General features: G+C 48.3%; 19 protein-coding genes and 1 pseudogene. 9 read left to right on the forward strand and 11 right to left on the reverse strand.

What is annotated here, in order from left to right; all coding sequences use genetic code 11:
• Window positions 1-18 precede the first annotated feature (18 nt).
• On the forward strand, window positions 19-780 hold the full coding sequence (gene cysZ, locus J0A65_RS12645; RefSeq protein WP_206594550.1) for a sulfate transporter CysZ: 762 nt from the start codon (window positions 19-21) through the stop codon (window positions 778-780).
• On the opposite strand, the gene J0A65_RS12650 is transcribed toward cysZ, so the two are convergent.
• Window positions 757-2799 (reverse strand): putative bifunctional diguanylate cyclase/phosphodiesterase, encoded by a 2043-nt coding sequence (locus tag J0A65_RS12650; protein WP_206594551.1) that lies wholly within the window; start codon window positions 2797-2799, stop codon window positions 757-759. The two genes, cysZ and J0A65_RS12650, sit on opposite strands and share 24 nt — an antisense overlap.
• Window positions 2800-3145: 346 nt before the next feature.
• Between J0A65_RS12650 and J0A65_RS12655 the strand changes: the two genes are divergently transcribed.
• From J0A65_RS12655 to J0A65_RS12675, 5 genes are all read left to right on the forward strand, one after another.
• A complete protein-coding gene (locus J0A65_RS12655) occupies window positions 3146-3796 on the forward strand; it encodes a glutathione S-transferase family protein (protein WP_206594552.1) in 651 nt (216 codons plus the stop codon).
• 217 nt (window positions 3797-4013) lie between these two features.
• Window positions 4014-4298 (forward strand): RNA recognition motif domain-containing protein, encoded by a 285-nt coding sequence (locus tag J0A65_RS12660; protein ID WP_102795213.1) that lies wholly within the window; start codon window positions 4014-4016, stop codon window positions 4296-4298.
• A gap of 340 nt (window positions 4299-4638) precedes the next feature.
• Window positions 4639-4947, forward strand: coding sequence for an isoamylase early set domain-containing protein (locus J0A65_RS12665; RefSeq protein WP_206594553.1), 309 nt, complete (start codon window positions 4639-4641; stop codon window positions 4945-4947).
• Between the two features lie 200 nt (window positions 4948-5147).
• Window positions 5148-7766 carry a phosphoenolpyruvate carboxylase gene (gene ppc, locus J0A65_RS12670; RefSeq protein ID WP_206594554.1) on the forward strand — a complete coding sequence of 873 codons (2619 nt, stop codon included), beginning with the start codon at window positions 5148-5150 and terminating at the stop codon, window positions 7764-7766.
• A gap of 115 nt (window positions 7767-7881) precedes the next feature.
• Window positions 7882-8046: a hypothetical protein gene (locus J0A65_RS12675; protein WP_206594555.1), complete on the forward strand. Its 165-nt coding sequence runs from the start codon at window positions 7882-7884 to the stop codon at window positions 8044-8046.
• On the opposite strand, the gene J0A65_RS12680 is transcribed toward J0A65_RS12675, so the two are convergent.
• The gene (locus tag J0A65_RS12680; RefSeq protein WP_206594556.1) at window positions 8033-8515 is read right to left on the reverse strand and encodes a DUF2938 domain-containing protein; all 483 of its coding nucleotides are present in this window, start codon (window positions 8513-8515) and stop codon (window positions 8033-8035) included. The two genes, J0A65_RS12675 and J0A65_RS12680, sit on opposite strands and share 14 nt — an antisense overlap.
• Window positions 8516-8527: 12 nt before the next feature.
• Window positions 8528-8767 (reverse strand): DUF2798 domain-containing protein, encoded by a 240-nt coding sequence (locus J0A65_RS12685; protein WP_206594557.1) that lies wholly within the window; start codon window positions 8765-8767, stop codon window positions 8528-8530.
• Window positions 8768-8891: 124 nt separating this feature from the next.
• On the opposite strand from J0A65_RS12685, the gene J0A65_RS12690 reads away from it, so the two are divergent.
• Window positions 8892-9794 carry a LysR family transcriptional regulator gene (locus tag J0A65_RS12690; protein ID WP_206594558.1) on the forward strand — a complete coding sequence of 301 codons (903 nt, stop codon included), beginning with the start codon at window positions 8892-8894 and terminating at the stop codon, window positions 9792-9794.
• Between the two features lie 53 nt (window positions 9795-9847).
• Here J0A65_RS12690 and J0A65_RS12695 read toward each other — a convergent pair whose 3' ends face one another.
• From J0A65_RS12695 to psrA, 3 genes are all read right to left on the reverse strand, one after another.
• The gene (locus tag J0A65_RS12695; protein WP_206594559.1) at window positions 9848-11266 is read right to left on the reverse strand and encodes a serine hydrolase domain-containing protein; all 1419 of its coding nucleotides are present in this window, start codon (window positions 11264-11266) and stop codon (window positions 9848-9850) included.
• Window positions 11267-11485: 219 nt separating this feature from the next.
• Entirely contained in the window at window positions 11486-13810 is a 2325-nt protein-coding gene (locus J0A65_RS12700; protein ID WP_206594560.1) for an acyl-CoA dehydrogenase, read from the reverse strand.
• A 14-nt stretch (window positions 13811-13824) separates the two neighbouring features.
• Window positions 13825-14487, reverse strand: coding sequence for a TetR family transcriptional repressor PsrA (gene psrA, locus J0A65_RS12705; RefSeq protein WP_206594561.1), 663 nt, complete (start codon window positions 14485-14487; stop codon window positions 13825-13827).
• Between the two features lie 378 nt (window positions 14488-14865).
• Here psrA and J0A65_RS12710 point away from each other — a divergent pair, with 378 nt between their 5' ends.
• Window positions 14866-16710, forward strand: coding sequence for a M2 family metallopeptidase (locus J0A65_RS12710; protein ID WP_206594562.1), 1845 nt, complete (start codon window positions 14866-14868; stop codon window positions 16708-16710).
• A 59-nt stretch (window positions 16711-16769) separates the two neighbouring features.
• Here the strand turns inward: J0A65_RS12710 and J0A65_RS27360 are convergent, their stop codons facing one another.
• The 4 genes and pseudogenes from J0A65_RS27360 to J0A65_RS12725 all read right to left on the reverse strand — a co-directional run bounded on the left by J0A65_RS27360 (window position 16770) and on the right by J0A65_RS12725 (window position 21695).
• On the reverse strand, window positions 16770-17048 hold the full coding sequence (locus tag J0A65_RS27360) for a hypothetical protein (RefSeq protein WP_232849926.1): 279 nt from the start codon (window positions 17046-17048) through the stop codon (window positions 16770-16772).
• Between the two features lie 3 nt (window positions 17049-17051).
• Window positions 17052-17336, reverse strand: a pseudogene (locus J0A65_RS27920) (SixA phosphatase family protein); the annotation flags it as partial.
• A gap of 19 nt (window positions 17337-17355) precedes the next feature.
• Entirely contained in the window at window positions 17356-19773 is a 2418-nt protein-coding gene (locus tag J0A65_RS12720; protein ID WP_206594572.1) for a TonB-dependent receptor, read from the reverse strand.
• 200 nt (window positions 19774-19973) lie between these two features.
• Window positions 19974-21695: a Na+/H+ antiporter NhaC family protein gene (locus J0A65_RS12725; RefSeq protein WP_332874340.1), complete on the reverse strand. Its 1722-nt coding sequence runs from the start codon at window positions 21693-21695 to the stop codon at window positions 19974-19976.
• 163 nt (window positions 21696-21858) lie between these two features.
• Between J0A65_RS12725 and J0A65_RS12730 the strand changes: the two genes are divergently transcribed.
• On the forward strand, window positions 21859-22785 hold the full coding sequence (locus tag J0A65_RS12730) for a cation diffusion facilitator family transporter (protein ID WP_206594565.1): 927 nt from the start codon (window positions 21859-21861) through the stop codon (window positions 22783-22785).
• 91 nt (window positions 22786-22876) lie between these two features.
• Here J0A65_RS12730 and J0A65_RS12735 read toward each other — a convergent pair.
• The coding region (locus J0A65_RS12735) for an ATP-binding cassette domain-containing protein (protein ID WP_206594566.1) at window positions 22877-23678 on the reverse strand (802 nt) is incomplete at its 5' end.

A 23678-nucleotide genomic window follows, 5' to 3' on the forward strand; every position in this document is an offset into this window, starting at 1 on the left:
AAAGCTGCCGGGAGACTCATGCAAGGCCAACAGCCCAAAAGCGGTGTCGCTTACTTTTTCCAGGGTTTTCAACTTATCCAGACCAAGGGACTGAAACGTTTTGTTTTTATTCCGCTGATGGTCAATTTGCTGCTGTTTTCCGTGGCATTTTACTTCTTATTGCAACAAATTGATGGTGCCATCATATGGGTGATGGACTTAGTGCCTGAATGGCTGTCCTGGCTGCGGGACTGGTTAAGCGTGATACTCTGGCCTTTGGCCGTGGTTATTATTCTGGTCACCTTTTCCTTTATTTTTTCCAGTATCGCCAATTGGCTTGCCGCCCCTTTTAACGGGTTACTGGCAGAACGTGTAGAACAGCATTTAACCGGTCAGCGTTTTGATGACGGTGGATTCACGGCAATACTTAAAGACGTACCACGCACTCTGGGCCGGGAATGGACTAAGCTGGTTTACTATATTCCCCGCGCCCTTGGCTTTTTAATTATTTTCTTTTTGCTGCCAGTTTTTGGTCAGGTTATCTGGTTTTTGTTTACGGCCTGGATGATGGCCATTCAATATTGCGACTACCCTTTTGACAATCACAAGGTACCTTTTCCAGTGATGCGTGCACAGTTGAGTGACAAAAAGGGTACGGCATTTTCTTTTGGTCTGGCTGTCACGTTATTTGCCATGGTGCCCATTGTTAACTTTTTAGTGATGCCGGTGGCCATTTGCGGCGCGACCGCCATGTGGGTAGATAAATTCCGCCCTCAGTCAGCCAGCCTGCGTGGCCAGTAAGCGTTCAAATTCAGCGGCTGGCAAGGGCTTGCTGAAATGATACCCCTGCATCACGTGACAACCATTTTCCTGCAGGAACGTCACTTGCTCCTGACGTTCCACCCCTTGTGCCACCACACCGATTCCCAGGGTCTTAGATAGTTGGATAATCGCTTTAATAATAAGGCGGTCACCAGGTTCATCTTCCATATTGGACATATATGAGCGATCAATTTTCAGGGTTTCTACCGGCAGAATATTGAGCTGGCGCAACGACGAGTAACCGCTGCCGAAGTCATCCAGAGCAATACTGAATCCGGCTGTTTTCACCCAGGCCAAACGCTCCAATAAGTATTGTCCGTTGTCCATCAGGGAGCTCTCTGTGATTTCGGTTTTAACCGATCCCGGTGCTAAACCTGACTCTTTAAGCAGTTCCGACATCTGTTCGATATTCTGGTAATCACAAAACTGGTGCCCGGATATATTGACTGACACTTGAATTTGCCTGTCGTACATCTGTTTCCAGAGACCGATATGCGCGATCGCCTGCCCCAGCACTTGCAAGAAAACCTCTTGAATCAACCCCGAGCGCTCAGCGACCGATATAAACTCGGTGGCTGGAATGATTCCTCTCGAGGTATGCCGCCAACGCGCCAGACATTCAACACCGACAAACTGTCCGGTCAGACTATCAACCTGCGGCTGGTAATAAGGAATAAACTCGCCGCGTTTCAGGCCTTCACGGATTTGCTGTTCGACCTGTTTGTAATGGACCAATTCCTGATTGAGATCTTCGCAAAAAAATACAAAAGATGACTCTGGCGATTTTTTGGCTCTGTACATAGCAATATCGGCCTGATGCAATAGCTCGGCCGCCTGCTCAGTATTTTGTGGAAACAGGCTGATACCAATGCTTGCCCCCACCTCAACAGCCTGACCTCTGATGAGGAATGGTTTCTCCAGGCATTGAATAATTTTCTCTGCGACTCGGGATACAGACTCTGGGCCACTGGCATGACTCACTAATACCACAAATTCATCGCCTCCGAGGCGAGCCACAGTGTCACTAGTGCGCAGTACGGCGCTGAAACGCTCGGCTACCATGCGCAGTAACATATCGCCTGCCTCGTGCCCCATGCTATCGTTTACCTGTTTAAATCTGTCCAAATCGAGAAACATCAGACCAAAACTCCCTCCCTCACGGCGGCATTGGTTGATTTGGTGTGGGATCAACTGCATCAGCAAGGCACGGTTGGGCAGCCCGGTTAATTCATCCTGGTAGGCCAGTGTCCGAAGTTGGTGTAGGGAGCCAGTATGACTACCGGCATCTGAATACACACCAACGAAATAACAAGGCCGGCGGTATTCATCCAAAATGGCACTGAGACGAACTTGGCAGAGAAAATCTTGCCCCTGCTTATTTCTATCCCACAGCTCACCACTCCAGAACCCTTTTTCCATCAGTTGTAGGGTTATATTCAAAAAGAAATCGTCATCATGCTTGCCTGAACGTAGCAAGCGAATATCTTGGCTGACCAATTCGTTCACCGTATAGCCGGATAAATCACAAAATGCTCTATTGGCATACACTATTTTCTGGTGTTTATCTGTTATTACGACAGCCTCATTGGAGGAATCAAATACCTGTTCATACAACTGCAATTGCACATTGGCACTAGGACCAAATTGGTCCTGAAAACGCAGACTGACATGCAAGATGTCCTCGTTACCATCTGCAAGCCGGGTAAAGTGGCATTGTGCTTCCAACCATTCACCGTTGAGAGCACGCCACTGACAGTTGCAACTTCCTTGCCCAGCATCAAGACAAGCCGCGAAATGCATCTGAGTATCGCCTTCTGCTGACCGGCAAAGGGAACTAAGCGGCACTTGTTGTAATAGCAAATCATTCTGATAGCCCAAAACATCCAGCAAGGCTTGATTTGAAGCTAGTAGTTGCCCTTGCCTAAGCAACAGCATAGGTTCACAGGAACGTTGCATAAATTGCAGGAAGCTGCGGTAGAAAGAAGCATGGTCGAGCATGATGAGTCACTACGTTTTTATTCAGTACTGCAGGACTACCCTGCACTGATGCTGTCCCAAAGCATCATTATCACAGGGCGCATCCCAACGCCCATGATGAAACCGCTTAAATCACCATATATTGATTGGACAAGAGAACTGAAACAACCTAACCACGCCCCTCGGCCATTTCAAAGACTACATCATTCGTGCGGATTTTGCAGATGCTTCCTTTACAAGGACAGGCATCAGAGAAATCAGCCAAACTGGCGTATCCACTGACCATCTAAAAGTAGACTGCTGTTTCATTCAAAGTACAAAGCAAAGCTGACATACTGTTTCCCCCCTTCTTGCAATGGAGATAGCAATGGCAAACTTAACCCTGGTTATTGGCAACAAGAATTACTCGTCCTGGTCCCTTCGCCCCTGGTTGCTGATGCGAATGCACGATATCGCCTTTGATGAAGTGCAAGTTCCGCTTTATCAAGCACACAGCAAACAGGATTTATTAGCCCGTTCGCCAGCTGGCTTGGTGCCGATTCTTTATCATCAGGATTTGGTTGTTTGGGATTCACTGGCCATTATGGAATATCTGGCCGAACTCTTCCCGGCCATTCACGCCTGGCCTCAGGATCAAAAAGCCAGGGCCAGAGCCCGTAGCCTAAGCGCTGAAATGCATAGTGGATTTTCAACATTGCGCCAGCAGATGCCAATGAACTGCCGCCGACAGCATGTGCATATAGATATTACCAGTCACCTTGAACAAGATATCACGCGCATACAAGACATCTGGGAAAATTGCCTTCATGACCAACCGGGGCCGTTTTTGTTTGGTGAGTTTGGTATTGTGGACGCGATGTTTGCCCCGGTGGTTACCCGCTTTAAGACTTATGGCGTGACGTTAAGAAACGCTCGTCTGCGCCGTTATCAGGAACAAGTTCTATCGTTGCACCCGCTGCGTCAATGGTATGAAGATGCCAAGCAGGAAAGCGAAGTTATCACCGAATCAGAGCGTTGAATTTCCTCTTTGAGCAGATAAATTTTTTGGGCCAATCTGAATTGCACAGTAAATAATCAGATTTTACGTAAATCTTTGTTGCTCTTATGAGTTGTTTGCCTCACACTAGAGTTGAACTAAGTAGTAAGCAATGGTTGCTTGCTGCACGACATCGGGCGATTCTGGCTGTTGGCTCCCTTGATGGCGTAGATACTTAACAGCCGTGAGAAAACTTGCAATGAAACTATATGTTGGAAACTTGTCATATCAAATGACAGACGCTGATTTGGAAGCAGCATTCGCTGCGTTCGGTGCCGTTAGCTCCGCCAAAATCATCACAGACCGTGAAACCAATCGCTCTAAAGGCTTTGGTTTTGTCGAGTTCGAAAATCGTGCTGAGGCTGAAGCTGCCATCGAGAGTCTGAACGGTAAAGAAGTTTCCGGTCGTGCTCTGGTTGTTAACGAAGCTCGTCCACCCAAGCCAAGAACAGGTGGTCACTCTAACAGCCGTGGTCGCTTCTAATTACAAGAAGTGACAATCAGAGAGCATTCTCTGATATTGCGCTGAAATTAAGCCCCTGCAAATGGGGCTTTTTTATTATTTGTGTTCTTCAATCCCCCTCTTTGCAAGTTAGTGCTCTCATCCTTGTTTCAGCAAAGCAATAAGGCATGTGACCTAAGAAGCGCTACACTCTTTGTTGATGTGACACCAGTCTGCCAAACTAGGGCTCTCATACTGCATATGCCCGGCAGTTATCAGTATATTCCGTGTTGATGGGTGAATTTTTACTCATCTCTGGTATAGATGATAGGTACGCCTATGCGTCATGTAATTTAATTACAAACAACAAGGAGCATTCGTCATGAGTTTCAAGAAGCAATATCTGAAGTCTAAACCCGTTTGTAAGGTGACCTTCAAATTGTCCAAACAGGAAGCCCGGCATGCCCAAAGCGTACGTTTGCTGGGAGATTTCAATGCATGGGATAGCGCCGCAACGCCCATGAAAAAATTGAAAAATGGGGACTTTACTGCCACATTGGAGCTGCCAAAGGACAGTCAGTACCAGTTTCGTTATCTGCTTGATGACAAAGTATGGGAGAATGACTGGGATGCAGATACCTATGTTCCCTCACCTCTCAGCCTGGAAGATAACTCCGTTATCGCCGTCTAGCCCGCCTTTCAGGGGTAAGGGCTTTGCCGTAAAGCCCTTACCCCATAATGCTTAGGGGAATATCTAAGATGTTCCGCCGTTCTTATATAACCGACCGTTCTAAGTCAAAGTTTCGACAAGCGATACGAATCAGGTTATTGTAATAAAATTACAAAAACTAACGGGACATCCCGAAAATCAGCAACACGTTGGAGGACCTCATGTCAGCGCCAATCGATCATCAATTGATGGATACAGTAAGGGAGCTTGGTAGCATCTTAGGCGAAACCATTGAAGCTCAGTTGGGTAAAGATTGGTTAGACAGGATTGAGACCATAAGAAAGCACGGCCGCAGTGCATCACAAGGGGATGAAAAGGCGGGTCAGGAACTTCAGGCATTATTTGCCGATTTGGATGACGCCGACCTGCTTACTGTAGGTAGAGCTTTCGCTCAATTTTTAAACCTGGCCAATATTGCCGAGCAGGAGTTTAATAGCTCACAACCTTCGGAAGACCCCCTGGATCAGCTAAGTGACAAGCTAAAGCAAAACAATCTGGCAGGGAAAACCTTCCAGCAAGCACTGCAACAACTTCGCATCGATCTGGTATTGACAGCACACCCGACGGAAGTCACACGCCGCACTCTGATCCATAAATACAGCGAACTGGCCCATTGTTTGGCCACCATACACGGCTACAACCTGACGAGTACCGAGCGAGCCCAGCTACTTAAGCGTATTTCTGCGCTTATCTGCCAAGCTTGGCATACCGAAGAGATCCGTTCGGTCAGACCAACACCCGTTGATGAGGCTCAATGGGGCTTCTCGGTGATTGAAAATTCACTCTGGGATGCCGTGCCCCAGTTTCTGCGTGAAATGGATGATAAATTTCGCAGTCAATTTGACCAGGCCATGCCGCTTGACGCCTGTCCGGTCAGATTTTCCTCTTGGATGGGTGGTGATCGTGATGGCAACCCATTTGTCACCGCCAAAGTAACAGAGCAGGTCTTGCTGCTGGCCAGAAAGCGCGCTGCACGATTGTTCTTCAATGATGTTAACCGCCTGCAGGTGGAACTTTCCATGAGTGTTGGTACAGACGAGCTGATGAAAGCAGCTGAGCAGGATCGCGAGCCTTATCGCAAAATCCTGCGTACCTTGCGTGACAGACTGGAAGAAACCCATGACGGCATTGATGATTATTTACATGGCCGCAATGCAAACCCACAACGTTGGATAGCATCTCAGGAAGAGCTGCTTAACCCCCTGCTACTTTGCTATCACTCGCTTTGTGAAACAGGCTTAAAGAGCATTGCCGATGCAGAGCTTCTGGATACTATACGCCGAGCGCACTGCTTTGGTATTCACTTGCTTAAGCTGGATGTCAGACAACATTCGGAGCGTCATGGTCAGGTACTAAGCGAGCTGACCCGTTATCTGGGTATAGGTGATTATCTTAGTTGGAGCGAAGAGGACAAACAGTCGTTCCTGCTGCGTGAATTAGCCTCGCGCCGTCCACTTCTCCCCAGAAAGTGGCAACCCAGTCAGGATGTTCAGGAGGTGTTGGATACCTGCTCAGTAATCGCCTCACAGAGCCAGGATGGTTTTGGTATCTATATTATCTCCATGGCCAGCCAGCCATCAGACGTGTTGGCGGTACAGTTGTTGTTGCAAGAAGCTGGTATTAACTGGCCTATGCCGGTTGCCCCACTGTTTGAAACCCTGGATGACCTTAATAATGCAGCAGACGTCACCACCAAGCTGCTGGATATTGACTGGTACAGAGGCTATATCCAGGGACGTCAGTACGTGATGATTGGTTATTCTGATTCTGCCAAGGATGCAGGCGCGCTGGCCGCAGGCTGGGGACAATATCAATCTCAGGAAAAACTGGTTGCCCTGGCCGATAGTCGTGGTATCGAGTTGACCCTATTCCATGGTCGGGGCGGAACCATAGGTCGCGGCGGGTTACCGGCGCATGCTGCTATTCTTTCCCAGCCACCTGGCTCACTGAAAGGCGGTTTCCGGGTAACAGAACAAGGGGAAACCATCCGCTATAAATTTGGCATGTCGGCACTGGCGAATCGAAGCCTGAAACTTTACGCCAGCGCCATACTTGAAGCCATTTTGCTGCCTCCACCGGCTCCCAAAGCCGAGTGGCGAAGTTTAATGAATGAAATGGCCTCCCGTGGCTGCGATAACTATCGGCAGGTGGTGCGCCAAGATGCCAACTTCGTTCCTTATTTCAGAGCCGCTACACCGGAAGAGGAACTAGGCAAATTACCCTTAGGTAGCCGTCCTTCTAAACGCAAGCCAGATGGCGGAGTAGAAAGCTTACGAGCTATTCCCTGGATTTTCGCCTGGGCACAAAACCGCCTGGTATTGCCTTCCTGGCTGGGTGTTATGAAGGCGGTAGACCATGCGCTCGATGGCGATAAGAAACAAGTGGTGCTGGAAGAGATGATCAATGACTGGCCATTCTTCAAGACCCGTCTATCCATGCTCGACATGGTGTTTGCTAAAGCAGACCCTCGTATCAGTGCCGAGTACGATAAGCGCTTAGTTCCAGAGTCACTGCAATACTTTGGCGAAGCCCTGCGAGAAGAGCTGGCACAAAGCCAAGCGATGATCTTCAAGTTAATGAAACAAAGCAGTGCGCTGGAGCAGGATCCACAAGGGCGTGAATCAATGCAGATCCGGGCCGCTTATCTAGAGCCGTTGCATCTGCTGCAGATTGAGCTGTTAGACAGGGTGCGTAAATCTGAGCTGGATAACCCAATCCTGGAGCGCGCCATGATGGTAGCCATTGCAGGTATAGCTGTTGGCATGCGCAATACAGGCTAAATACCTTTGCAGGCCGGTCTCGTGCCGGCCTGTTATCTTGCCATCACCTACAGCAACTAAATCAGTTAGACTCAGCGCCGATTGTATTCACCTTTCCGCGAAAGCGACTTTTATCATGCTGTATGTTTTTGCAATTTTGGCATTTTCTTTGTTGGGGGTTATCGACATTGAAGTGCAATATCAGCAAGGGAAGATTAATGATGAACAGCTCTCTGTTGTTTTGCAAAAGTTGGCGGCAGAAGCACTAAAAACACAACAAGCAGCCCCTAAACTCCCCTAATAATAAGCGCTGATAAATACATACCCAACCCAAAGACCAGATGTGTAATTAGGCTTTTTCCCCTGGCCCTCCACGGGGTTGGAGCATTTGACGCCATGAATCCCATCCCCAGCGCAGGTTGCATAATAAAGTAGGGGATTAGCACAGTGACCGCGCCAAAAAGTAGCGCAGAAAACAGTGACATCTGTATGATCCCGTTTATACAAAGCAGCCACACAAAGGCAAACAGTACACCGATAAGATAATGCGCCGCCCACCCCACCAAACATTCAGCGTCACGAGCTTCTGCTTTGCCAATCGCAGTATGAGTAAAACGACCTTCTGGCATATGGCATAGCCACCGCCCCACCATACAAAAATTCAAAGAAGCAATATTCATCGCACGTTTGAGAAAAAACGCCCAGATATCCATCACCGCAGTCGCTCCAACACCTATGATAATTGCATCCAACAGCAAATCCGTTTTCATAGCTCTTCCCTATTAGTTAACTAATGCATCTTGACGTATTACCAAAGCCACTAATCGTCGCACCAAGGGAGTGACCAAAATAATAGTGGGAAACGCCACACTAAATGCAAACAACCAAGCCTTTAGCCACAGCACCACAATAGCCTCCACCAATCCTATGTTAAACAAGGTGATCACTAGCGACATTATGCCGGACATCAGCAACGCCATAAAAAATGAGAAAACATAAGGGCTGTATTTGGCATGTATCATTCTTTTCTCCTCAAGCACTATTGGTCTAAAAAAATCCCCAGCAATCTAGGTAGATTGATATTAAGATAGTTTCATAAGTTAAAATACAAGCACATTTCGAATATATAATTCCATTTTCGCAATTATGTTAGATGACCTGCAACTCTTTATACATATCGTACAGCAAGGGGGACTGTCTGGAGCAGCCAGCTACCTCAACCTTCCGCCAGCAACTGTCACCCGACGTCTGCAGAAACTGGAACAGCAACTTGGTTGTAAGTTACTACATCGCTCAGCGCGCCAATGCGTGTTAAGTCAGGAAGGGGAAATCTATTATCAAGCCTATGCGGATCTGGTTGAGCAGTTTGAGCAAACTCAGCGCCAACTTAGCGAGGCACACCAACACTTGCACGGGAAGCTAAAGGTCTTGGCTCCCATTAATATTTCCCATGGATATCTGCGTCCCATGTGGCTGGGCTTCTGCCGAGACTATCCGCAGATTCAACTCGAATTGGTGCTTGCCAATCAGCGCGAAGATCTCATTAAGAGTAAGGCAGATTTAGCCATTCGTGTCGGCCCACAACCCGATTCGACCCTTTATCAACTTAAACTGGGGGAAATAGACAAACTTCTGGTGGCTTCACCAGCTTACCTGCAGCAAGCCGGTAAGCCCGAGCATCCAACGCAATTAAAAGAACATCGGTTAATTGGCACAACACTTTGGACCAAGTGGCTGCTAATCAATAAGCAAAATGAACAGACGCTTGAGCTCTTCCCTCGCTTTCAATCCTTGTTTAATGACACCGCCATGATGAAACACCTGGCCTGTGATGGACAAGGGATCAGTATGCTGCCGTTAACAGAGGTACAGCAGGAATTGCAGCGAGGGGAGCTCCAACAAGTTTTACCGGATTGGCAAGGAGACAAACGTGAAATTTATCTGGTGTGGCCAAGTGGTCGCCTACTGAATGAAAAAGCCAAATGTCTGCGCGACTACCTGCGGCATTTCATTCAACGTAACCCCACTACCCTAGTGCATTCAAACTAAAATCCCGGCCTTAGCTGCCGGGATCCAAGATATTGATAGTTTACTTACAATCTTTATTGAAGCACAAAACGAATACCGTGAATGTTGCCGCGGCTCACACTAAAGCCGTTGTCACCCTGATGATATTCGACAATCAGGCTACCATCCCGTAACAGCCCTTCTTTATCTTTGGCCAATTGCAGTTTTGCCGGAGGCTCCTGATGACCAGGCCAGGTTGAGATCATAGTGACTTCGGCGCTCTTAGTGTCAATAGGCTTTATCTTGTAGATCACATCCAGCTCTTTAGAGTAATAATCGCCAGCAGGCGGTATATCACCAGGCTGTGGCGCAGGCAGATTTTTATGGCTACGTTTACTTTCATCTGAGCGTTCGTCTGCCGTGTTTCCAAGCAGGTCGGCCAGCGCATACATCTTATCCGCCGGTTTACCATCACTGCGATTACACAACACAATAAAGCTGTAGCCACTGTCCAGCAAACGGCCGTAAGCAGACTTAAAGGTGGATGAGGCGCCGGTATGCTGCATCCATTCGCGCCCTTTCTGAAAACCGAATTTTACCCCGCCACCATAAATCAAACCATGTTGCTCGCGCACCACCTGACCATCATTAAATGTGGCTGGTTCTTGCATTGCCTGTCGGGTCGTATCGGTCCACACCTTGTGTCCCTGAGCAATGTCGTATTCATATTTAGCCAGATCACTTAGTGAGGTAATCAACCCTCCGGAACCACTAAAAGCTGGGAAATCATTCTGCTGAGCAAAGCGACCATCGTCATTAAGATACCCATTTACCGTAAACCCATCAGGGATAGGTGCGGCTGCAAAAAAACTATTGTGCATGCCCAATGGGGCTAGAATGGTATCCCGCATGTAATCCTGAAAAGGCAACCCAGATACCCGTTCGATGATGCCGGCCAATAATAGATAACCACCATTGGAATAGGCATATTGGCTACCGGGGGTAAAGTCGGTGGCTTGCTGACGCATCATTAAATCTAAGGCAGTTTGCAAATTAGTTTTGCTTAGAACCGGAACACCAGCAAGGCGCATTAATCCCAGCGCATCACGGACACCTGAGGTATGGTGGATAAGCATGCTAATAGTGATGGGTTTGCTATAAGTTGGGAAAGCAGGAAAATATTGCTGAACAGTCTCATTAAGCTTAAGTTTCCCCTGCTCCACCAATTTCATAATGCCCAGTACGGTGAACTGCTTTGAAAGCGACGCGGCATAGAAGCGCGAGTTCTGGTCTAATGCTCTGCCTGTGGTTAAATCTGCCAGGCCGCTGGCTGTTTGGTAAATCAGCTCCCCTTGTCTGAACACCCCCGCGCTACAACCCGGCTCTGAAACCCATTGCGTGACATTCAAGATCTCATCAACTTTGTTTTTCTGTACCTCAGAGAGGTCCGCATTAGCGCTAGCTGATGTAAGCCCACAAAGAATTGCTGCAAGGGGAAGGTATAAGCGTGGCATAGAGGCACTCCGTAAGGGCTGAAAATTCTCACCAAGAGTAAAAAGGTTTGTGTGGTACTTACAATAAAAAAAGCTTGTTAGCTAATACCTTGAAGTTATCCGATGACAAAGCAAACACTTTCCTTTTCGGGCTTAGGAAAGTGTCAACCTTATTTAGGACGGGTTACAGACAATAAAAAAGCCGGTTTACACCGGCTTTTTTAATACATTAGGCACTTATCAGGCGACTGATTTTGCCTTTGTGGAAGACACATTTTTGCCTTCCAGCTCGCCTAGTGCAAAGCTATCGACACTTAATGCCTCTTTGCGCAATGCATCTGTTCGCTTGAGCTGTTCAGCTTCATGCTCAGAGATAACCCCTTCTTTCAGCGCCAAGGCTAAGGTAGTTGCGAAAGGAAGCTTACGCGGAATTACTTTCTGTTTCTGTGCTTTGAGGATCTTCTTCTCAATTGGCACGACTTCGTGCATAGCGATAAAGGCGTTTTCCACCATACCTACCGGATCATCTGTTCTTTCACCGATATAGCACAAGTGGGTTAAACGATCGCGCATCACACCGGGCTGCATCAAGCTGTCGCTAACCTTCTGTGTAATCTCATCATGCGGCATGCGGTAATTGATACCCCAAGGGAAAACGACCCGTTTCAACAGCACCGCCACAACCCGGCTGGGGAAGTTTTGGAAGAAGCCATCAAACGCCACACCAATACGATGCAGACAACGCTGCAGCGCGTAGTGAACAAATGCCAGGTCAGCTACCTGACGGCCATCTGACTCATAACGACGTAATACCGCAGAGGCAATATACAACTGACTGAGTACGTCACCCAATCGAGCAGAAATCATCTCTTTACGCTTGAGATCGCCCCCCAGGATTAACATGGAGAAGTCTGCGCAAAGGGCCAAACCTTTAGACATGCGAGACAGCTGCTGGTAATACTCACCCGTTTCACCCGATACTGGCGCACGATTGAAAACACCGGCAGTCAAGCCTTGCCACAGTGAACCGAAAAAGTTACCCGTGGCAAACGCAACATGTTTAACCAGCAGTTGGTCAAAGTCTTTCAGACCTTGTTCGGCATCAGGATTGGCTGCTGCTTCCATTTCATCAAATACATAAGGATGACAACGGGTGGCCCCCTGGCCAAAGATCATCAGGTTGCGGGTAAGGATATTTGCCCCTTCCACTGTAATAGCCACAGGTGTACCAAAATATTGGTGAGCCAGATAGTTTTTAGGCCCTAACTGCACACCTTTACCCGCATGAATATCCATGGCGTCGTTGATCACTTCGCGAGACATCTCGGTCATATGATATTTGGCAATGGCAGTTACAACAGAAGGGCTCTCACCCAGGTCTATAGCACCTGCAGTCATGGTACGCATGGCTTCCAGGGTATAAGTCAGACCACCGATTCGGCCCATGGCCTCCTGAATACCTTCAAACTTGCCGATAGACAGACCAAACTGCTTACGCACAGCGGCATACGCACCTGTGGTTCGCGCAGATAAGTGACCGTTTGCAGTTGCGAGTGCCGGCAGTGAAATACCCCGTCCTGCAGACAAGCACTCCACCAGCATACGCCAGCCGCGTCCCGCATAATCTGGCCCACCAATAATCCAATCCAGCGGTATAAATACGTCTTCACCGCTTGTGGTGCCATTCATAAAGGCCATCGCAACTGGGAAGTGACGGTCGCCAACATTTACGCCAGGGTGAGACGTGGGAATAAGCGCACAGGTAATACCCAGGTCTTTCTTATCACCGAGCAAGCCATCCGGATCGTACATTTTAAACGCAAGGCCAAGCACAGTGGCAACCGGGGCCAATGTGATATAACGCTTATCCCAGCTCAGTTTAAGGCCCAAGACCTCCTGCCCGTCATGCATGCCTTTGCATACAATACCGGTATCTGGAATGGCACCTGCGTCTGAACCCGCTTCAGGACCAGTCAGGGCAAAGCAGGGAATATCCGTGCCATCTGCCAAGCGAGGCAACCAGTAATCTTTTTGCGCTTCTGTACCGTAATGCATCAGAAGTTCACCGGGGCCCAAAGAGTTAGGTACCATAACGGTTACCGCCACACTCAATGACCGGGTAGAGATACGAGACACTATGGTTGAGTTGGCAATAGCCGAGAACTCTTTACCCCCAAAAGATTTAGGAATGATCATCGCAAAGAAGCCTTCTTTACGCAGATATTCCCAGACTTCCTTAGGCAGGTCTTTGTCTTCGTGGACGATTTTATAGTCATCCAGCATTTTCAGCAGGGTTTCAACCTGATTATCAAGAAACGCCTGCTCTTCTTCATTCAATGCCGGTTTAGCATAGCCATGTAGTTTGTTCCAGTCGGGTTTACCACGGAACAACTCCCCTTCCCACCAAATAGAGCCCGCTTCCATGGCCTCACGTTCAGTGCTGGACATGGGGGGCAGAATTTTCTTAAAGATCTGGAAAACCGGCTTGGTTATCAGGTTACGCCTGATATCTGTCACGCCAAGTACAATGGCGAGTACAACCAGTAAAATCAGTAAAATAGACATGACTGCACCTTCTATTAAGCAATATCCAATAATGGATTAACGGACGTTTCAGCAACCTGAGCTCCCACCCCCGCAGAGATGTAAGGCATCAGTCGGGCAATAATGCCCTGCACCGTAACGTCTTGATGATAATCAGCCAGGGCAATCTCGCTGAGCGCTTTACTTGATGCCATGGTGAACACAAAAGTGCCGATAGCAAAATGTAAACGCCAGAAAATTTCCGCCGGTGATAACTTTGGAACGGCCAGGTGAACGGCGTGGACGAAACGCCTTAACACCTCGCCATAATGAAACGTGATATATTTTCTCAGGTGTCCCTGCGACTCTGAATAACCGCGCCCAAGCAATCTGACAAAGATAGCTGTGCCATCCGGACGAACCTGACTAAGACTCAGCAAAGGCTCAACTAAGCAGGAGAAAACCTGGCCAACATCAGGACTTGGATGCTTGTGTAGCAAACGACTTAACTCGTCGTCCACCGCAGGCATAAATACCGATAGGTAACGCTGTAGCACTTCCTGGATCAGTTGTTTTTTAGACCCAAAGTGATAGTTCACTGAGGCCAGATTAACCTTAGCTTCACTGGTGATTGTTCGTAAGGAGGTGTCACCGAAGCCATGCTCGGAGAACAGGGTTTCCGCGGCATCCAGAATCTGGATTTTGGTATCTGCACTCATAGTAAACAACCAATTCAAACGATAGTTTGAAATGTATGTTTAAATCGGCACAAATTCAAGTAAATGTTGTTCCTCGCTTTATATCCCTTTGCCGAATACGCCATGAATTCATGGATTGAACTTTCCATTGAACTTCTATTAATAAGCCGGGTCATATCCTATGAATGTTGTTTCCTCTCTCCCTGGGCCCGATTTCGCTAGCGCATTAGAAATTGGGCTTTTTTTTGTCTGCGGTAACCTGCGGCTATTATTCCATCAATTGGTTTATTCATCCCTACAGGCCACTTATACTGGCTTTTCCTAAAGCCGAATCTGTTTTTTGGATTCCTGCTCTGGGCTTAATAAAAGCAATAGCTAACAATAAAAGGACCTACCCGCATGCCTCGCACCAAACGCAGATTAACCTTGACCATGCTAGGAATGGCAGCCATTTTGACTGGCTGTCAGCAAGACTCTAAAGCTGAACATCCATCCCCAGCTACCGAACAACAAAAAGTTCCCAGTGCCAACGATGCCAAAGCCTTTATCCAGGCCGCACAAACCGAGATTGAAAAGCTACAAATACCGGCGTCGCAAGCCGCCTGGGCCTACGCCACTTATATCAATCAGGATACGGCGGCAGTGTCAGCGTATTTAGGTGAAAAACTGTCTGTACGTACCGCTGAGCTAGCGAAAGAAGCGGCTCAGTTTAATCATGTAGAAGTCGATGCCGATACGCGCCGCCAGTTAAATTTACTATTAAATTCCTTTGTCCTGGCTCCTCCTTCCCAGGCAGATAAATCTGAGCGTCTGGCACAGATCTCTTCTGAGCTGGATGGTATGTATGGTAAAGGCAAATATTGCCGCGAAAACGGCGAATGCTGGGATCTGGGACAAATGACCGCCAAGATGGCCAGAAGCAGAGACAACGAGTTACTGCTGGAGGTCTGGAATGGCTGGCGCCAGATATCCGTGCCCATGAAGCCCTTGTATGAAGAGATGGTTGGCCTGGCCAATGAAGGAGCCAGAGAATTAGGTTTTGCCGATACCAGCGAGCTGTGGCGCGGCAAATACGATATGCCAGCCGATGAGTTTGCCACCGAGCTGGACAGAACCTGGAACCAGGTCAAGCCATTCTACGACGCCCTGCATTGCCATGTTCGGGCGAAGTTAGGTGACTATTACGGTACCGATGTCGTACCGCAGGACAAGCCCATTCCAGCCCATCTGCTTGGTAATATGTGGGCTCAAAGCTGGGGCAACATCTACGATCTGGTTAAACCCGAACGTAAAATGCAAGTGCCTGATGTGACCAAGGCGTTAAAAGCACAGGGCTACGACGAAATCAAAATGGTCAAGCAGGCCGAGTCTTTCTTTACCTCCCTGGGTTTTGAACCTTTGCCGGAAACCTTCTGGCAGCGTTCGCAGTTTGTTCAGCCCAAAGACCGCGATGTGATTTGCCACGCGTCGGCCTGGGATATCGACGATCAGGATGATCTGCGCATTAAAATGTGTATACAGAAAACCGGTGAGGAATTTAATGTTATTCACCATGAGTTGGGGCATAACTTCTATCAACGTGCCTACAAAAATCAGCCCCTGCTCTATCGTGGTTCGGCCAATGATGGCTTCCATGAAGCAATTGGTGACACCATAGCTTTGTCCATTACACCTAAGTATTTAAAACAAATTGGCCTGATAGACGAGATACCTGATGAATCCAATGATTTAGGTATGTTGATGCAGGTTGCACTGGATAAAATTGCTTTTGTACCTTTTGGCCTGATGGTGGACCAATGGCGCTGGAAGGTATTTTCCGGCGAAATTAAGCCTCAGGATTACAATAAAGCCTGGTGGGAACTGCGCGAAAAATATCAAGGCGTTATAGCGCCGGTAGCCCGTGACGAGAATGCATTTGACCCTGGGGCTAAATACCATGTTCCCGGCAATACCCCCTATACCCGTTATTTCCTGGCGCATATTCTGCAATTCCAGTTCCATAAAGCCTTATGTGAGATCGCTCAGGATCAAGGTCCTGTGCATCGTTGCTCAATTTATGCCAGTAAAGAAGCGGGGAGAGCGCTGAATGATATGCTGGAAATGGGTATGAGTAAGCCTTGGCAGGACGCACTGGAGACGTTGACTGGCTCCAGGCAGTTGGATGCCACCGCGATTCTGGACTATTTTGCCCCCTTAAAGGCCTGGCTTGATGAACAAAACCAGGGACGTCAATGTGGCTGGTAAGTAAATTCAGGCATAACCCCCATGTCTTAACGGGGTTGGCTATGCCCTTTCTTTAGTGACTATTCAGGCTGTTTTGGTGGTATCTTTATGTCCGCTAATACAGCCTGCTTTGGGGTTAACTTATCCCAGTGCTCCGTTTGCCAGCGCAACGTCACTATCGCCCCCGTAACAATATTACCTATCTCTTTGCCCGTGCTGATATCTACCAGTTCATTAAGCCCTGGATTATGGCCAAATAGCCAGATATGTTGATGCCCTTCATGCAGGGTGTTCAAGTAGTCAAAAAGTCGCTGTCCACTGGCTTCATAAAGTGCCCAGTCTAAATGCAGTTTGTCCATGGGGATCGCTAGCTGTTTTAGGTAGTAAAGCGCCGTACTATAGGTTCTGACAGCCGGAGAACAACATATGAGATCAGGGACAAAACACTCAGTCGTTGTGGCCATTAAGGCTGCGTCACGATACCCCCGGTGGTTAAGTGGCCGGAACATATCGGTAATCTCGTACTTCCAACTGGATTTTGCATGACGAAATAGGCTGACTTGCTTCATAAGGTATTGATGTAAAAAGGCTATATGGGCAACTCTATCCTGCCTGGTGTGCTTTGCAAGAAAAGAAAAAGCCCTCATTTGGAGGGCTTTAAGGCAATCAGAATCTCGCTCTTAGGGTGACTCCAAAGGTGCGGGGCTGATTGGTACGGTAGGCCAACCTAGCACGCCCACCGCGCTCGCGATCAAATGACAAGTTGGCATTTTCATCCGTTACGTTATTGATGTACAACACGGCCTCCCAAGTGTCGTACACCAGTCCGGCACTTAAGTTCAGGGTGTTGTAAGCGTCCAGCTCCAGATCCAGGGCCGTTACGTCAGTACCACTGGCACCGCCAAAGGGTAATCCGGAAACAAAATTACCGGCACCTTCAACCTGATCGCTGGGCTGGGTAATTCTATCCCCTATGTACTGGAACGAAGCAGACACATAAGTATCGTTAGCGCCCAGCAATGGCGAGTCAAAATCATAGGTACCTGCCAGGGCAAACTGCACTTCTGGCACAGACGCCAAGCGATTGCCCTCTTCGACACCCCCCAACACATTGCCGTCTCCGTCCCTTACGGTACTATCAAACTCTGCCTGTACAAAACTACCCGATAAGGTGACAAACAGGTTATCGGTGGCTCTTCGCGTCAACTCATATTCAAGACCAACGGTATGGGCTTCGGGTACGTTAAACGAAATTCTTGATGAGCAGGAACCGGCATCCAAGGTGACCTGAAGGTCGCTGATGTCGGTGTAGAACAGCGCCATATTAGCCCCCCAACGCTTGGCGCTGGCTTTCATACCCACTTCATAGTTGACCAGTTTCTCGTCATCATAATTCTGAAAACTACCAAAGGTTTGCAGGTCTGAGCCTTGGCATAGGGTTTCATTGAGCGGATCATTCACCCCCCCAAGTCTGAAGCCCTGGGATATCTGGGCATTCAGATTAACCGTTTCATTTAGCTCATAGTTGGCAATGAAGCGTGAAGTAAAACCATCGGATGACGTGGAATCAACTTGATCATCACCATTTGCAAATAAACCGCCAGTGGTGAATCGTCGCTCTTCTTCATAGTCATAGAAGCGGCTGCCTAACACCAGGTTAAGCTTGTCATTAACGTCATAGGTCAATTCACCGAATACCGACTTCTGATTCAAATCATAAGGTAGATCCGCGTTATAGGGAGAGTTCATTGGAAAGCCGTTAGCAACTGCCGCCGATGTTCCTTCTCCCAGTACCGCATCAGTGAAAGCATCGTAGCCAGGAGTTGGCAAACGTTGGCTGTATTGGCGCTGGGTATCTGAATAAAACACCCCGAACAACCACTGCAGTGCAGAGTCGGTATTGGAACTAAAGCGCAGTTCTACCGTATCTTGTTCAACCTGAGTGCGGTCACGCAGGTTGGAGGGTAAAAGCACCGCGGCATCCGGAAAGCCCAGATCCACACTAACACTGCCACTTAATGCACTGGCATCACGGCTAACCATAATATCCCTGTCCGTATAGCTATATACGAAGGTCATATCCGCACTGCCAAGCTCCCACTCGGCAGTGATATCAGCAATCAGGGTTTCATCTTTGAAACCTTCATCCAACAGCAAATACTGTTCACGCTCACCTAATTGAATTGCAGGACGGGTGGTGGTGTAGGGATTAGCAAACATGTTGAAGACTTCCTGGCGGTTAAAGCCATCAACGTCAATTTCCTGGTAGACCACCCTTGGCGTAATCGTCAGTTGATCTGTTGCCCACCAGGTCAAGGCCAAACGGCCGCCGGTGCGGCTGCCGCCATTGACATCATTCTTACGACTTCCGTTTTCACCTAGCGCATCAATAAAACCGGCATACTCGGTGGTATAAACAACCGCACGCATGGCCAACTTATCATCCACTAAAGGTACATTCACCATACCTTTAATATGCCCGCCTGTATCACCATCTGTTACGGAATTTAAGTTTAGTTCAAGGCTTCCAGCCAACTCATCGGCTTCTGGCTGGTTGGTAATATAACGAATGGTGCCACCAATGGAGCCCGAACCAAACAGAGTACCTTGCGGGCCACGCAGTGTTTCTACCCGGTTCAGATCATACAGATCCAAATCAGGGGTAAACAGGGAAAGCGAAATGACGCTTTCATCCAGATACACACCGACCTGCTCTTTTACCCCAGGCTGGTCTCGAACTACCTGCCCGGCAGAGACACCACGAATAGCAACCTGGCTTTGCCCGGGGCCTAAGTTTTGAATAGATAAACCTGCTACATTGCGCGACAACTCTTCCAAATTGGTTGCCCCCGCTCTTTCAATGTCAGCTTGTGATTGCGCGTTAATGGAAAATGGTACTTCCTGCAAGGTAGAAGCACGTTTGGTGGCGGTGACCATTATCACCTCCACGTCGTTTTCTTTTTCTTCCTGTGCCGCGTTTTGCTGCTGCGCGACAGCCTGCGTACCTTGCAATAATCCGAATAATGAAATACCGAACAAACCTAGCTTAATGGCTTTGTTCAGTGGCTTGAGTTGTGTGTCCATCATGCTTCTCCAAGATAGAATTGTATTTTTTTGGATTGAAGCCCCATTACCTGGCAGAAAACTGTCGAGATTTTGAGCAGATAATTCGTCATAACAACAACTTATGACGTTTCGGGGATGGAATTAAAGCTAGATGACAACTGGCAACTTTGCCAATTGTCATCTAGTAAATTGCGAGAAAAATAAGATTTAGTTAAATACTACTGGGCAAAAAAGGTTGCCACAGTCCATAGCAGTGCAGCGGCGGTGGCGGCCAGACCAGCAGGGAATAACTGAGATTTAACATGATCCATCAGGTCACAGCCGGTGGTCATGGCACTTAAAATAGTGGAATCCGATATCGGCGAACACTGGTCGCCATACACACTGCCATTGAGTACCGTGGCAAAACAAATGGCCATATACAGCTCAGGATTCGCCAGTTGCTGGTCCTGGGCAATCACCCACGCCAGCGGCATCGCCAAGGGGAAAGCAATAGCATAGGTTCCCCAACTGGTGCCGGTAGAAAATGCGATGACCATAGTGATGAGCTGCAAAATCACGGGTAGCGCCCAAAACGGTACACTCTCACCAAGCAGGTCCACCATATACAGGCCACCACCAATATATTTACTGATACCGCCAATGGTTATCGCCAGCATCAACACAATAGACGCGACCACCACAGACTTTAACCCATCGCCAAAACCATCCAGCAATTGCTCCAGGGTCATACCTTTAAATAACGCAATAGAAGCCGCCAATATTAGTGCCGTACCAAAGGCCCAGTTAACTTTGGGTGTACCTAGTACCACAAAAGTCCCTACCGCAATGCAGAGCAGCACCGCTAAAGGCACAACGAATTCCCAGATACTGGCCTTGTAATGTTCGGGGACTTTCACCTTATGCAGCTCTCCGCTGCTCATCGGCCGTGCTGTCGGCGCGTCCAACTGACCAGTTTTGGCCGCTCTTTGGTGTGCGTTACGTAATCTTCGTCCTGAAAAGGTAAAGATATTCAAACTCATCAACAAGGTACCAAAAACCGCCAGGATGGCATAAAAACTAAATGGAATGCTGTCGAAGAAAAAAGCAATGCGATCGGCTTCGGTGGCCAAAAATGCCACACCTGGTACAAAAATAAAGGCTTGAACGTAGGCAGGCCAAGCATTAAATGCCATGACCGCGGCGATGGGAGATGCAGTGGAGTCTACGACATAGCTCAGTTCCTCGTGGCTGACCCCAGCCTTGTCAGCAATAGGTCTGACAGTGGTACCAACCAATACCGTACTGATAGTGCCGCCCTGAAAGAAAATCACCCCTAACAACCAGGTGACGAGCTTGGCAGAACGCGGTCCGCGAACAAAATGGCGGGTCATCGTCTGAGCAAAGGCTTGGGCCGCGCCTGTCTTTGCCCAGATCCCGGTTAAGCCACCCAATAGCCACAAGTACAAAATCAAAATCCCGGCCGCACTGGGTGTGGCAAGACTGGGGATCAACACCTTATCAGTAATATCAAACTGACCAATCATAAAGGCGCCGGTGACTATCCCTGCCAGCAAGGCCACTATGGGCTCGCGGCAAATCAGGCACAAGGCGATAGTCACAAATGCCGGTAGCAAAGACCACAAACCGTAGTGGAAGTCGGCCTGGAGCATCATCACCTGGCCGTCTTCTTTCATTACCCATTGTTTCTTTAACTCAGGCTCCCCCTGAATCTTGTCTAGGTTTGCCTGACGAAGTGGCGAATCCTGATAAGCAACGACTTGGTCTACTGGCAACACATCGCCTTTATTGCGATACATAAGCCGTCCGGCGTCATCACTGAAGGTTTCGTACAGGTAACTTTGTTCCTTCCATACCGGTTGCTGATAATGATGTGCCAGTAATGCTGCCGCCAAAGCCAACAGCAAAAAGCCCCAGGTCACAGAATTTCGAGTCAACACTGCTACTCCCGCCAAAATAAAAGAGTGAAAGCTAACATCTTTATAACAGTGAAGGCGAGCGCTTAAGTTTTTCCAGCCCATGCCTTTTTGTTATTGATATCCCCCTTGCCGCTATGAGGCTTAACCGTTAGGCTGATGCACCGGATCAACTGGCGGGACAGCCATGCACGACCATCACCATCATCACCACCACGGCCATAACGGTCAACAAAATATGGCGGTGGCATTTTTCCTCAACCTTGGCTTTGCCATCATTGAATTTATTGGCGGCTTGCTCACCAACAGCACCGCCATCATGGCCGATGCCGTGCATGACCTGGGTGATGCGCTGTCCATTGGTTTTGCCTGGGGCATGGGACGTTACTCTGAACGCCCGGCCGACAACCGCTTTACTTATGGATTTAGGCGTCTGTCGCTGCTATCTGCTCTGCTCAATGGCATGGTGCTTATTGGCGGCACAGCCTGGGTGCTTTATCAATCTATTCCGCGCTTGTGGGACCCACAGATGCCGCATACATCAGGCATGCTAGGCTTAGCCATTTTAGGTATTGCAGTAAACGGTTATGCTGCCTGGCGTATGCAAGGTGGTAAGACCTTAAACGAGAAAGTGCTTAACTGGCATCTACTGGAAGATATGTTGGGTTGGGTGGCGGTCCTGATCGTTAGTATAGTGATGATGATTGTTGAGCTGCCAATACTCGACCCATTACTGGCCATCTGTTTCAGCTTGTTTATTTTATTCAATGTACTGCGCCATACAGCCAGCAGCGTCGGGTTGTTTTTGCAGCGTAGCCCTGATATCCAAATGCAGCAGGAAGTTGAGCAGGCCCTATTATCAATTCCTGATGTTACCGATATTCATCACTTACATTTCTGGTCGCTGGATGGTGAAAAGCATGTTTTGACTGTGCATCTGGTCAGTGCCCAAATGCTGTCTGCGCAGCAGTATCAGGCGTTAAAGCTGGCCGTGAATGAACGCTTGCAACCTTTTGAACTGGCGCACACCACCATTGAAATAGAACATCCAGAAGAAAACTGCCGTGACGCCAAACCAGAGAAAGAGCACGCCCACTGCGGACATGCTCATTAACGGCTGCTTGTCTTTTTAGTGAGAAGGTCTTCAAGTCAGAAGCTAACAATAAAAAAACGGCGCCAAAGGGCGCCGTTTTTATGAACTGCACTTAAGCCAGTTGTTTACTTAAGTACTCTTCATAAGGCCCTTGGAAATCAACAATACCATCGGTCTTGATATCCAAAACACGGGTTGCCAGTGAAGATACAAATTCACGGTCGTGTGACACAAAAATCAGCGTACCTTCAAAGTGCTCCAATGCCAGGTTTAAGGCTTCAATAGACTCCATATCCAAGTGGTTGGTCGGCTCATCCATCACCAGTATATTAGGTCGCTGATTGATCAGCTTACCGAATAACATACGACCTTTTTCACCACCAGAGAGAGATTTCACTGACTTTTTAATGTCATCCTGAGAGAACAGCATACGACCTAATAAGCCGCGCACCGTTTGCTCATCATCACCGGGGTTTTTCCACTGGCTCATCCAGTCGAACAGGGTCATATCCTTAGCAAAATCCTCACTGTGATCCTGCGCATAGTAACCAATGCTGGCATTTTCCGACCATTTCACTAAACCCGTTTTGCTTGGCAGTTCACCAATCAGGGTTTTCAGGAAGGTGGTTTTCCCTATACCGTTGGCACCAATCACCGCCACCTTTTCACCGACTTCCAGAATCATACTGAATTGTTTAAACAACAGTTCGTCATAACCGTTGCCAATATTTTCCAGCTCCAGGGCATTGCGGAACAGCTTCTTCTGTTGGGTAAAACGAATAAAAGGGCTGACCCGGCTGGAAGCCTTAATTTCATGCAGCTCAATTTTCTCAATTTGCTTAGCTCTGGAGGTGGCCTGCTTAGCTTTGGAGGCGTTAGCTGAGAAGCGGCTGACGAAAGTTTGCAGCTCGGCA

Source organism: Bowmanella yangjiangensis (assembly GCF_017255015.1).
In the GTDB taxonomy this organism is placed as follows: Bacteria; Pseudomonadota; Gammaproteobacteria; order Enterobacterales; family Alteromonadaceae; genus Bowmanella; species Bowmanella yangjiangensis.